Below are 11,490 nucleotides of genomic sequence, written 5' to 3'. Positions count from 1 at the left end.
GTTTGCGTATCTGCCGCTGCTGACACACTTGGGCCTCCACCGTCGGTGCGGTGCGGTGCGGTGTCGTCAGGGGTCGGCTGGAACGGTCGTGCAGGCCTGCCTCGCCCTCCGTCCGCCAGCGGCGGATCCACTTGTGGGCGGTGGCGCGGGAGATACCCATCTCGGCCGCAACATGCGCGACGGGGCGGCCGGAACGGACACGCTCGACCAGCAGCCGCCTGCCGTGAACGGTCAGCCGGGCATTACGGTGGGACACGAAGACCTCCGTGCGGTGCAGTCCTAGACAGCTCCACCACACCGGAGGTCTTCGCCATGATCAAGCCCGACAGCCGTCAACAACGCTCGTGATCAATACATCTAACGAGCACGGTGCGGTCGTCCAACCGCTTCCTCCCCCGCAGCGACTCGGGCAGCAGTGGCCGGACGAACGGTGGCTTCACATGATCGTCGCTCTTGGTCCACTCTTGAGGCGCCGTCGACAGGTCGGTGCCCTGCGAAGTTCGAGGCGGGACCAGGGGTAGCGGTGGCCGCCCGTCGTGCGTTGTGCAGTGCTTCGCGCTCTTCGCCGGAAGGTCGGTGAATCATCCAGCCGATGAGCAGCCAGTAGATTCCTGCGATCACGCGCAGTGGGAACAGACACATGTAGACGAGCCCGCGCAGTTGTTTCTCGGTGGCCACTATTGAGTCCCTGTCTCGCCGATCGTCCGACGGTGGGGCAGTCGGCGTTCGAAGTGTGATGCTGACGTTCTGTTCCGATAACGGGCGGGAACAAGAAGCGGGTTCGCCTCGCGCTAACTGATCATTTCAGAATGAGTTCGGTGCAGGGGCCTGGCAGTTGGGCTGACGGGCGGCAAAGTTCTGCGGGTGCCAGATGATCTTGTGCCTGATGATCTGTGGGATCGTGTCGTCCCGCTGCTTCCACCTCGCCCGCCGCGGCGTCGGCGGTATCCGGGTCGGTTGCCGGCGGATGACCGTGCGGCTCTGCGCGGGATCATCTATGTCCTGCGCACCGGTGTGACCTGGGCGGATGTGCGACCGAGACGATCGGCTGCGGTGGGGTGACGTGCTGGCGGCGCCTGCGGGACTGGACTGAGGCCGGCGTCTGGCCCCGCCTGCACGAGATCCTCCTCTCGGAACTGCGCAGAGCCGGTCTGCTGGACATGGACGACGCCGCGATCGACGCCTCGCATGTCAGGGCGCTGAAAGGGGGCTCACACCGGACCTTCGTTCAGTCGACCGCGCTCGGCCGGGCAGCAAGCACCACCTGATCACCGACGTCACTCAGCTGACGCCGCTACTGGACGCGATCCCCGGCATTGTGGGACCCGGGGGAGACCGCGGCGCCGGCGCCCCGGCGACTGTTCGCCGACCGCGGCTACGACTTCGACGAGTACCGCCGCATCCTGCGGGCCCGCGGCATCACGCCGAAGATTGCCCGGCGAGGTGTTCCACACGGCTCAGGTCTTGGCACAACGTGATGGGTCGTCGAGCGGACTTTCGCCTGGCTTCATCAGTGCAAACGGCTGCGGATCCGCTACGAGATACGAGCCCATCTCCACCTCGGCTCCCCACCGGGCTTGAGGAGTTTCTCCGGGCGCTGGGCACTTCCCTCGGCGAGCACCGCGGCTACGGCGACCGGCTCGTCAGCCGCGCGAAGGCCACCTACGCCGACCAACTGCGCGGCCTGGTGGCCGAACAGCTGGTCCACACACATGAGCACGGGCGGGTCCGCCCGGACATCACGCTCGGCGATGTCATGACGACGGTGTGGGCCATCCGCGGCATCACCACGAGCGGCTCGGCGGCTCCGCACGCCTGGCAGCGACACCTGGACACCCAACTGGCGGGCATGCCGTCCATGTCCCGCCCCAGCGAGAGGCCCGGCGTCAGCGCCGACGAACTCGCCCGGATCAGCGGAGCCAACCGCGATCCCGACACGGAAACACCCTCCCACTGAACCCGTCCGGAGGGGACGGCCCCGGGTGCGATGTGCCGGTCCGGTGCCTGTGGATGGCTGTCAGCGACGACGTTGCCACGGGGCAGGATCCGGGTCAGTGGTCTTGACGAGAGGCAGGGCCGGTTCGTACGGGACCACCCGCCGACCTGAACGGAGACCCGGGTGTCCGGGCGACCCCGGCGTCGGGCGATCCGGCGATCCGCCCCAGCAGCTGCTCCGTACCGAGGAGAGCACGGACCGCTTCGTGGGCCGGGCCGGGCGGCTCGGGCAACGGCACGGACCGCAACCGGTCTTCCGCCTCGTCCAGCAGCCGGTCCGCCTCGCCCGGCAGCTCGCCCGGACGTGGCGGCGCCGCGCCCAGAGCCTCGGCCGCATCAGCGAGGATCCCGGCTGTTCGGACCAGCTCGGCACGGGGCCCGTCCGCCGCTACATGTGACACGGTCGCTGCCACCATGCGGATCTGCAGACTCAGATCCGTGTACAGAGCCATGCGGTAGCGTCCGCGACGCGGGTCGTTCCCCCGGATGACCGGAAGACCGAGCAGACTCGTCAACGGGGTTGCCACCAAGGCCAGTTGCTGGGTGCGCAGGTCGAGCAGGCGAAGCTGGGCGTCGAGATCGGGGGCAGAATCGCCGGCCGCTCCGTCACGGGGGCCCTCGGCGACGGTGCGCAGCGGGCCGGCCACCGCCTCGAAGTAACGGCCACGGGCGGCTCGGACGGTGTCGCGTGTGTTGGTCGGCAGGACCAGCAGGGCCACGAAGATGCCGATTGCCGCGCCCAGCGCCGTCTCCGCCAGGCGAAGGAGCAGGAGGTCCGCTGACAACTCGTGGAGCAGACTGTAGAGCTGGACCACCGCCGTCGTGGTGAAGAAGGCCGTGAAGGCGTACGAGACTTGGGACAGGTACAGGCCGAACGTCAGGCTCAGGACGATCACGATGAGGACCCCGCTCGTACGCCCGCCGGTCAGCACGGCCAACCCGATACCGGAGGACAGACCGAGGAGGGTGCCCACCACGGCGTTTCCGGCCTTCGTGACCGACTCCGCGCTCGTGGCCGTCCCTGCGAAGGCCAGCAGCGCGGCGGCCACCGCCCAGTAGTAGTGGTCCGGAGAGAGCAGTCGGCCGAGGACGACGGCCAGCGTTCCGGCGACGGCGACCTGCACCGCCTGGCGGCTCGTCTGTGACAGGTCCCGCAGCCGGGACCAGTGGCCACGGGCGGAGACACCCCGCGCCACGGCGGACGACCCGGGCAGTGCGCCGAACACCAGCGGGGCGGTGGGGGAGAAGTCCGGGACGTCCGCAACCTGCGGCGGGGTACGGTCCCAAGCCGCGAAGGCGGCGAATTCCCGGGCGGTGTCGGCGAAGTGCCGCAAAAGATCCGAACGGTCTCCCGTGGTTGACGGGGCGGATCCGCCCGCTTCCGCGGCCAGTTCTCGTGCCGCCGCGTATTCGTTCCAGGCCAGGTGCCGGGCGATGCGCGCCGCGATCTGCGCCTCTTGCCCCCCGGCCGCACGCAGCGACACGGCGGCTGCGGCCAGTGCGTCGACGACGAGATGCGCCTCCAGCGTCCGCCGGCGCAGCGCGGCAGCCGTCCAGCCCCGGGGCAGCGCGTCCGCGGTCGCGGACCAGCCGTCGATCACCAGGGCCGTCTCCGCCAGCCGCAACTGCCGCGACCGCAGCCTGATCAGGCTCCTCTCCTCACCCGGCGCCGATTCCAGCAGGTCGGCACAGGCCCGTGCCACAGCACGGGCACGGGCCCCGAAAGCGCGCTGCACGCGCCCGAGGACACGAGCGGGCTCGATGCGCAACAAGGTCAGTGACAGCAGCAGCGCCCAGGACGAGCTGATCGCGACGGCGAAGATCAGGGACGGGATTTCCGACACCGTCAGCTTGAGGAACGCCGCGAACACGAAGCCGATCCACATCAGGTTGCCGTAGAAGAAGAACGGCGCTCCGAAGCGCCGTATGAAGACGGACAGGAACAGCAGGGCGACCAGAACGACGAGTGTGGCGTCGGTGTGTCCGCCGACGGCGGCACTCGGAAGCATGCCGGCCAGGATCGCGAGGGGGAAGAAGGCTGCCGTGCGCACCTTGATCCACGCGCGGGGTTCCCCGAGAGCCGTCCACCCGGTGAAAGCCACGACGGTGCCGAGCAGCAGGGCGATCAACGTGGCGTGGGACCCGGCCCCGATGATCCGGCTGTAGAGATACTCGACACCGATGGTCGTGGAGATCACGACACCCGCGGACAGTGCTTGGTGGGCGCGGTGCAGCCCGGGATCGGACGCCACCGTCCGGTCCCATGCCTCGGTCAGCAGCCGGCGCATCGACGACATGTTCCATTCCTTCCGGACACCTGTCGGCAACCTCGCGTGTTCCGGCCCAGGCCGTCGGCACCGACGGGCGGGCCGGCAGCAGGTCCGCACCGGCCAGGAGCCCCCGCGCCGTGGCGAGGGGACCGGTTGCGAATGCCTGGTCCACGCCCTTGCCCACGCTGGTCCGTCCCGTACGACGGCGGTGTTCGCGCGACACTGGTACCGGCCCGCCCCCCGAGGGAGTGCCGGATCGCTGCTTCCAGCGAGCGCTTCTCGACCGAGATCACGTCAGGTCCTTTCCTTGTCCGGCCTATGACCACTTGCCGTGGCGGACACGGTCAGTCTCACGCTGCCTCACTCAGGGAAACCGCACATCAGTCACTTGACGCAAAAAGTCATCTCATGTCTGGATCAGATGCTGCTCAGGCCCCAGGGGAAGGCTGCTTTCGAAGGGCAGGTATCTGTCGGACGGGAGACGCCAGGGGGCGTCGTACGGCTCCAGGAGGCCCAGGGCCGAGCGTCCGTCCCGGCGGCCGGGCAGGCCCTGTCCGTGCTGAACGGTCGTAAGCGAGCACGTAGCATCTGGCTGCCGCCGGCCGCCGGTTACCGCCGCGAGTACGTCACCGGCTGGGTGGCCGACAAGATGCGTTGGGGCTTGCGTTGGGGCTTGAGCATCGCGTTCTGCGGATCGATGCCGCCGGCGAGGAGGTTCCGAGCATTTCTTGGCTACCCGGAGGGTCTCCAGGTTTGTCGGAACTATGGCGAGAGCGGCGCTCAACGTGCCAAGGGTCACGTCCGGTACCTGACGTACAGCCGAATCACCCCAGTTCACGGCCTTGACCAGGGCCTGGCACCCCTCATAGACATCGGTCGGCGCGACATCCGACCACCGCCGCCCTGCTCAAGAGGGAAACACACATGGGCCCGGCGGCCGGAGCAACGGCGAAATGCCCAAGTGGGAGTATTCTCCGGCCTCCCGTCCTGCGGCAGGTCCAGAAACCCTGACTAGAGCCAACGACCACCGACCCGAGTCGGGGAACAACCTCAAGGCTGCACCGGGCACCAAGGATGCGAACGGGTGTGGCAGGTCAACCGCACGGCTCCCACCTTGTCCCACACCGTCACCGACGGCGACACCGCAAACCGGACCTTCAAGGTCTACACCACCGACGCCAACGGCAACCCAAAGGACCAAGTCAAGTACGTGGCAGCCGAAGGGTGACATCCACGCCGCGTACGCCACCTTCAACCACGAGTGGACAGGCGGCGCAGCCATCCCACGCAGGGGCGGCGGTGGTGCACTCCGGGGAGCACGTGAACGTCGGGGTCATGGTGAGTGGTCCCGGCATGCCGATGGTGCCGTGCTCCACGATGAACGGGTCCATCGGCACCAGCGCCGCCACCAACCCCGGCTGTGTGTTCGCGGCCTACAAGCCGACCTGGGTGAGCCGAAGCTGCGGGCCGTCTTCGACAAGCTCAAGGCCGAGTTCGGCACCGTCCTGGTGATCGTGGACCAGCCCGCGCCCTATCGGGGCCCTGCCCCTGACGGTCGCCCGCGACGCGGGCTGCGAGGTCGCCTACCTGCCGGGACTGGCGATGCGGCGGATCGCCGGCCTCTACCCGGGAGAGGCGGAAACCGACGCGAAGGACGCCGCGGTGATCGCGGACGCGGCCCGGACGATGCCCCACACCCTGCGGTCGCTGGAGCTGACCGACGAGATCACCGCCGAACTCACCGTCCTGACCGGCTTCGACCAGGACCTCGCCGCCGAGGCCACCCGCACCGGCAACCGGATGCGCGGCCTACACCGGAAACTTGACCGGACCCGTGAGTCCGTTTAATCTTGAGTGCAAACGGACTCATGGGTCCGGTTACATTCGAATCCGGGAAGTGGCACATGGAAGAGACAGCGACGTCCATCGATTCCGGGACGGGCGCCGGCGCCCCGGTCCCCCTCTCGGTGCTCGACCTGTCGGTGGTGGGAGAGGGCGTCAGCGCCGCCGTGGCGCTGGCACAGACCTCCGCCCTCGCACAGGAGGCCGAGCGCCGAGGCTACCGGCGGTTCTGGGTCGCGGAGCACCACAGCTTCCCGGCGTCGGCGAGCCCCGCCCCGGCGGTGCTGCTCGCCCACCTCGCCGGGCTGACCAGCCGGATACGGCTCGGGTCGGGCGGGGTCATGCTGTCCAATCACGCGCCCCTCGTGGTGGCCGAGCAGTTCGGTGTCCTGGAGGCCCTGCATCCCGGGCGCTTCGACCTCGGCATGGGCCGCAAGCCCGGCGGCCTGGACTCGATCTCCCGGGCGCTGCGCCGGCCGGCCGAGGACCCCGGACCGGAGGAGTTCGAGCAGCAGGTGGAGGAGGTCCTGGGCTTCCTGGGAGCCGGATTCCCCGACGATCACCCCTACCACCGCGACCAGGTGTACGTGGTGCCCTCCGCGCCCGACCTGCCGGTGTGGATGCTCGGATCCGGGACGACGGGAGCCAGGGTGGCCGCGCGGCTCGGACTGCCGTTCGCGGCGGCGTACCACATCAACGCGGCCCAGGTCCCCGCGGCGATCGAGATCTACCGCGCCGAGTTCCGCCCCTCGAAGACGCTGCGTGAGCCGTACGTGATGGTCTCGGCCAACGTCGTCTGCGCCGAGACCGAGGCCGAGGCGCTCGCGCTGGCCCGGTCCGGCGCCCTGATGCTGACCCTCGGCCGGAAGGGCACGCAGACCGCGCTGCCCACCCCCGAGGCGGCGGCGGCCTACCCCTACACCGAGGAGGAGCGCCGGTTCGCCGACCTCCTGCTGGCGACCGTCGTCCGCGGCACGCCGGACCAGGTGCGCGCCGGTCTGACGGAGCTGCACGCGAGTACGGGAGCGGACGAGTTGATGGTCACCTCGATGATCCACGACTTCCCGGCCCGCCTGCGCTCGCTGGTGCTGGTGGCGGACGAGTTCGCCCTGGACGGCAAGCCGGGCCCCACCCGGTGACGGCGCACGGTCACCGGCGGCAGCGGTCGCAGAGGCGCGCCGCGGCCTTCGAAAGCACACAGTCAGCCCACTGAACGTACGTCGGGAGAACGCCATGACCACACCGGCACCCGCCTCTGGCCCCGTCCAGGACACCACCTCGTCCGCGGGCGGAGCTGCTCCCGGCCGGGCGGGCCGACGGCAGCCCCGGCCGGCCGGTTCCGGCCACCGCCTGCTGCTGCTCCTCGTCCTGACCGCACAGTTCATGGCGACGATGGACGTCTCCATCGTCAACGTCGCCGCGCACACCATCCAGAGCGATCTGCACGCCTCCGGAGCGGCTCTCCAGGTGGTCATCGCCGGATATACCGTCGTCTACGCGATCCTGCTGATCACCAGTGCCAGGCTGGGCGGCCGGCATGGTTACAGCCGCCTGTTCAGGCTCGGCCTGATCCTGTTCACGGCGTCCTCCCTCGCCTGCGGCCTGGCGCCGACCACCGGCGCGCTGATCGTCTTCCGCCTCCTGCAAGGGGCGGGAGCGGCCCTGCTGGTGCCGCAGGTCATGTCACTGATCCAGCACACGCTCACCGGCCCGGCCCGGACGAGAGCGCTCAGCGTCTACACCGCCGTCCTCGCCGCCGGCGCCGTCGTCGGCCAGATCCTCGGCGGCGTCCTGGTCAGCGCCGACCTCTTCGGCAGCGGATGGCGGGCGGTCTTCCTGGTCAACGTTCCCATCGGCGCGGTCGCCCTTGCCGCGTCGCGGCGCGTCCTGCCCCACGTGCCCGGGGTACAGGGCCGGCGCACGGACCTGCCCGGCCTGCTGTTGCTCGCCGCCGCGCTCGGCCTGCTCGTCGTGCCGCTGGTGCTGGGACACGAGGCGGGCTGGCGGCCGTGGACCTGGATCACCCTGGCCGCGTCCGTGGTCATCTTGGCCGTCTTCGTGGCCGTCGAACGCCGGGTGACCGCCGCGGGCGGCGACCCGCTGATCGAGACGCGGGTCCTGCGCTCCGCGGGCCTCGCGCACGGCGCGTCGGCCATCCTGCTGACGCTGGTCGTCTTCTCCGGCTTCCTGTTCGCCTGCGCGCTGCACCTCCAGGGTGCGCTGGGCTACAGCCCGCAGCACGCGGGACTGCTCTTCGTGCCGCTGGTCACCGGCTTCGGCCTGGGCGGCCTGTACTGGCGGCGGCTGCCGGAGCGGCTGCACGCGGCGCTGCCGGTGGCCGCGCTGCTGGTCTCCGCCGCCGGATTCGCCGTCCTGGCCTTGCTGGAACGCGGCGGGGGGCAGGCCGGCGTGGCCGTGGAGACCGCCCTCGGCGTCACCGGCCTCGCGCTCGGCGCTGCGTACGGCCCGCTCTTCGGCCTGGCCCTCAGCCGGGTCGCCCCCGCCGACGCGGCGGACGCCAGCGGGCTGATGAACACGGTGATCCAGATCGGGCAGGTGCTGGGCATCGCCGTGATCGGCACCCTGTACCTGAGCCGGGTCGCCCCGCCCGTGTCGGCCGCCGCCTCCGGGCACGCGCTGGCGGACGTCGGATTCGTCGTGGCCCTGGTCTGTGCCGCGGCGGCTGGCTTCGCCCATCTCGCACGACGCTCCGCGGGACGATGACACCCCTTCCGTAACGGGTCGGCCGGTCCGCGCGGACCGGCCGACCCGGGTGCCGTCGGGGCACCCCCTCCTCACCGGGGGCACGGCCGGGAGGTGCCGGCCGCGCCGGTCAGCCGGTGAGGGGCGTCACCCGGAAGCTCGGCTGCGGTGGGGTGACATCGGTCTGACGCAGTCCGCCGTACGCGAAGGCCCCGGTGTACGTGTCGAGGTTCGCCGTCTCGCTGACGATCACCACGGAGTTGATCGGCTCCGACAGGGCGTGGCACGTGCCGAAGTCGGGGAGGTCGACCACGATCTCGTTGCCCGATTTGTGGTAGCCCGTGTAGAGGTGACCGCCCACTTCGCGGGGGGCCGGTCCGACGCGCTCGCCGTTCCGGCGCCGACGCCGACCAGGGCGGCGGCTGTCGCGACGGCGGCTGCGGTGCGGAGCTTCGCCTCGGGGGAGAACATACGACCCACCCACCCTTTCTCGTGTGTGCCGACGCCGGGGAGACGTCGGCACAACGGTTCGATGGTGTGCGGCCGGCCGACAGGATTGTTGCACCTTCAAGCATGTTGGGGTGAGAGTGGAAACCGGCCACCGGAATATGTGTCAGGCGGACGCGGGCAGGCTCCACTCCTGCCGCGCGGAGCCGTCGCACATCCAAGTGTGGACGAGGCTGCCATCGGCGCCCGTCGTCCCCTTGTGCCCGTTGCCTCTGTCGCTCCCGTCGCACACCTGGAGCGTGACCGCCGTACCGCTGGCTGTGCCGTTGTCCGCGACTCCCACGCAGTCACCGAGGGCCCGCCCGGTGCCGTCGGCGGCGCCGGCCCATTCCCTGCGCGAGGCCGGTATCGCAGGTGTTCGACTGCACCTCCGTCCCAGCGCGTCGGTCGAGCGGGACCTGTCCCGAACCGTCGCCTCGACGGCGTCGCCGTCCTTCGTCCAGCCTGCTGGGACGCGGGAGGCCGCTGGCCCCCGCGATGGGGGCGGCCCGCCCGTTTGGACCGATTCCCCAGCGCGTGGGCCGTCCAGCCGCCGTGTCGGCGTGCGGGAACGTTCTCCACACCGGATCAGGAGACCCACACATGTCGAAGAACCTTTGCACTACACCCAGCCGAAGCCCTGACGACGTGCGTCCGGCACACGTGACACCTGTCACTCGCGGACCTCGGGAGTTCGACAAGAGGCCAGTGGCCTTTATGGTGGACAGAGAAGTAAGGTTCCAATGGCCTCTTGAGTAGGGGCTCCGTGAGACAAGGCGGCCCAGGCCCATGACCGACACCACCGCACCCGCATCGCCGGCCCGCACCCCGCTGGGCGGCTCCGGTATCTCGGTCCGCCCCGTGGGGCTCGGCCTGATGGGACTGTCGCAGTTCTACGGTGCCGTCGACCCGGACGCCTCAGTCGCCCTCATCCGCGACGCGCTCGAAACGGGTGTGGAACTGCTGGACACCTCGGACTACTACGGCGCCGGCAGCGCGGTCCCCGGCCGCCCGGTGGCAGGCTTCGGGCACAACGAGGAGCTTCTGGGGCGCGCCCTGCGGGGACGCCGGGACCGGGCCGTGGTCGCCACCAAGTTCTCCGCGCGCCCCGCCCTCGGGGGCGGCAGCTTCTTCGACGGTCGTCCCGAGTACGTCAGGGCCGCATGCGAAGCCAGCCTGAGGCGGCTCGGCACCGACCGGATCGACCTGTACTACTACCACCGGCTCGACCCGTCCGTGCCCGTCGAGGACACCGTCGGTGCCATGGCGGGCCTGGTCGCCGAAGGCAAGGTCCGGGCGATCGGCCTGAGCGAGGCCGACCCCGAGATCCTGCGGCGCGCCCACGCGGTCCACCCCGTCGCCGCCCTCCAGAGCGAGTACTCGCTGTGGGAGCGGGGCGTCGAGGCCGAGGTGCTGCCGGAGTGCCGCCGCCTCGGCGTCACCCTCGTGCCCTACAGCCCACTGGGCCGCGGCATGCTCACCGGAGCCATCGGCCGGGACGCCACCTTCGGCTCGGACGACTTCCGCTCCACGCTGCCAAAGTTCCAGGGCGAGAACCTCGACCACAACCGGCGGCTCGTGGACGGCCTGGAGCGGTTCGCCGCGAGCACCGGCGACACCCCCGGCCAGATCGCCCTGGCCTGGCTGCTGGCCCGGCACCACGACATCGTCCCGATCCCCGGCACCCGGCGCCCGGCCAACGTCCGCGCCAACCTCGCGGCCACCTCCGTGCGCCTCAGCGCCGACGACGTCGCCCGCCTGGACGCCCTCTTCGACCCCGCGCGGGTCAGGGGCGACCGGTACGGGAACCTCCACACGACACCCCGCGCCACCGGCGCCTGAGACCGGCTGATCACCGGCAGTTCCCGCGGCCTGGCACGCACCCTCACCGAGACCGTACCGGCGGACGGCCACGACGTCGTCGCCACAGCCCGGCGCACCGGGTCGCCGAGCTGCCTCACCGAGCAGTACGGCGACCGGGTCCGCGTCGTCGCCCTGGACGTGACCGACGCCGCTGCCGCCGAGGGGGCCGCAGGCGGCTCCTCCGAGGTCCCCGCCCAGGAGGTTGTTCCCCTCGGCAACAAGGTCACCGTCGTCGAACCCTGCGGCATGCGCACCGGCTGGGCCGGCCCCCCCATGGAGACACCGCCAGTCACTCGAACGGAACGTCTCCGCCGCGTCGGCGCGCGACTTC

At 70.6% G+C, this 11,490-nt stretch carries 8 protein-coding genes and 2 pseudogenes; 7 read left to right on the top strand and 3 right to left on the bottom strand.

Annotated features, from left to right (window positions below):
• The coding region (locus IE294_RS41705) for a leucine zipper domain-containing protein (RefSeq protein ID WP_189894562.1) at positions 1–256 on the bottom strand (256 nt) is incomplete at its 3' end.
• A gap of 608 nt (positions 257–864) precedes the next feature.
• On the opposite strand from IE294_RS41705, the pseudogene IE294_RS41700 reads away from it, so the two are divergent.
• Positions 865–1,565 (top strand): annotated as a pseudogene (locus IE294_RS41700) (transposase); the annotation flags it as partial.
• Positions 1,514–1,957 (top strand): SbtR family transcriptional regulator, encoded by a 444-nt coding sequence (locus IE294_RS41695; RefSeq protein ID WP_189894593.1) that lies wholly within the window; start codon positions 1,514–1,516, stop codon positions 1,955–1,957. The pseudogene IE294_RS41700 and the gene IE294_RS41695, both read left to right, overlap by 52 nt.
• 94 nt (positions 1,958–2,051) lie before the next feature.
• On the opposite strand, the gene IE294_RS41690 is transcribed toward IE294_RS41695, so the two are convergent.
• Positions 2,052–4,292 (bottom strand): FUSC family protein, encoded by a 2,241-nt coding sequence (locus tag IE294_RS41690; RefSeq protein ID WP_189894587.1) that lies wholly within the window; start codon positions 4,290–4,292, stop codon positions 2,052–2,054.
• Between the two features lie 1,057 nt (positions 4,293–5,349).
• Here IE294_RS41690 and IE294_RS41685 point away from each other — a divergent pair.
• The 4 genes and pseudogenes from IE294_RS41685 (at position 5,350) to IE294_RS41670 (ending at position 8,831) form a co-directional block, all read left to right on the top strand.
• Positions 5,350–5,493: a hypothetical protein gene (locus IE294_RS41685; protein ID WP_189894586.1), complete on the top strand. Its 144-nt coding sequence runs from the start codon at positions 5,350–5,352 to the stop codon at positions 5,491–5,493.
• 190 nt (positions 5,494–5,683) lie between these two features.
• A pseudogene (locus tag IE294_RS41680) lies at positions 5,684–6,095 on the top strand (IS110 family transposase); the annotation flags it as partial.
• Between the two features lie 74 nt (positions 6,096–6,169).
• A complete protein-coding gene (locus tag IE294_RS41675; RefSeq protein WP_189894585.1) occupies positions 6,170–7,246 on the top strand; it encodes an LLM class flavin-dependent oxidoreductase in 1,077 nt (358 codons plus the stop codon).
• A gap of 94 nt (positions 7,247–7,340) precedes the next feature.
• On the top strand, positions 7,341–8,831 hold the full coding sequence (locus IE294_RS41670; RefSeq protein WP_189894584.1) for an MFS transporter: 1,491 nt from the start codon (positions 7,341–7,343) through the stop codon (positions 8,829–8,831).
• A gap of 109 nt (positions 8,832–8,940) precedes the next feature.
• Here IE294_RS41670 and IE294_RS41665 read toward each other — a convergent pair whose 3' ends face one another.
• A complete protein-coding gene (locus IE294_RS41665) occupies positions 8,941–9,171 on the bottom strand; it encodes a hypothetical protein (RefSeq protein ID WP_189894583.1) in 231 nt (76 codons plus the stop codon).
• Positions 9,172–10,085: 914 nt separating this feature from the next.
• Here IE294_RS41665 and IE294_RS41660 point away from each other — a divergent pair.
• On the top strand, positions 10,086–11,138 hold the full coding sequence (locus IE294_RS41660; protein WP_189894582.1) for an aldo/keto reductase: 1,053 nt from the start codon (positions 10,086–10,088) through the stop codon (positions 11,136–11,138).
• Positions 11,139–11,490 lie beyond the last annotated feature (352 nt).

Source organism: Streptomyces canarius (assembly GCF_014650735.1).
Classification (GTDB): Bacteria; Actinomycetota; Actinomycetes; order Streptomycetales; family Streptomycetaceae; genus Streptomyces; species Streptomyces olivaceoviridis.
Note: the sequence above shows the minus strand (reverse complement) of the source record. Positions and strands in the feature narration are given on the sequence as shown.

Excerpts from the sequence above, each read along its gene's own strand:
- IE294_RS41690 (WP_189894587.1), bottom strand. The coding sequence starts at position 4,292 with ATGTCGTCGATGCGCCGGCTGCTGACCGAGGCATGGGACCGGACGGTG.
- IE294_RS41675 (WP_189894585.1), top strand. The coding sequence starts at position 6,170 with ATGGAAGAGACAGCGACGTCCATCGATTCCGGGACGGGCGCCGGCGCC.
- IE294_RS41670 (WP_189894584.1), top strand. The coding sequence starts at position 7,341 with ATGACCACACCGGCACCCGCCTCTGGCCCCGTCCAGGACACCACCTCG.
- IE294_RS41660 (WP_189894582.1), top strand. The coding sequence starts at position 10,086 with ATGACCGACACCACCGCACCCGCATCGCCGGCCCGCACCCCGCTGGGC.